The sequence below is a fragment of the Pseudomonas sp. PS02290 genome, from assembly GCF_029960075.1.
Taxonomy (GTDB): Bacteria; Pseudomonadota; Gammaproteobacteria; order Pseudomonadales; family Pseudomonadaceae; genus Aquipseudomonas.
This window is the reverse complement of record NZ_JASCOY010000255.1, coordinates 1-255: the sequence shown is the minus strand read 5'-3', so window position 1 is coordinate 255 and position 255 is coordinate 1. Positions and strand designations below refer to the sequence as shown.

Below are 255 nucleotides of genomic sequence, written 5' to 3'. Positions count from 1 at the left end.
CGACCCCGGATTCACGCATGAGCGTGCGGGCCATGTATCGGCCAACCTGATGCCCTTCGCTGCGAAGATCACTGGACAGCGTTCTTGCCCCCGCTGATCCCCTCGACTCCTTGTGAAGCCTGACCAGAAAAGCCCTAAGCCTTGCACGGCTGCTGTTGACGAAGCCCTGGCGCTGGCGCCAGGCGTAAAAACTGCTGCGGTTAACTCCCAACGCGCGGCAACAATCGTAAACGCCATAGTGCTTGCCCAGCTCGC

At 60.8% G+C, this 255-nt stretch carries 1 protein-coding gene; it reads right to left on the bottom strand.

The genetic code is table 11. The features are described from left to right. The coding region (locus tag QMX88_RS29990; protein ID WP_336620256.1) for an IS3 family transposase at nt 1-211 on the bottom strand (211 nt) is incomplete at its 3' end. Nucleotides 212-255 lie beyond the last annotated feature (44 nt).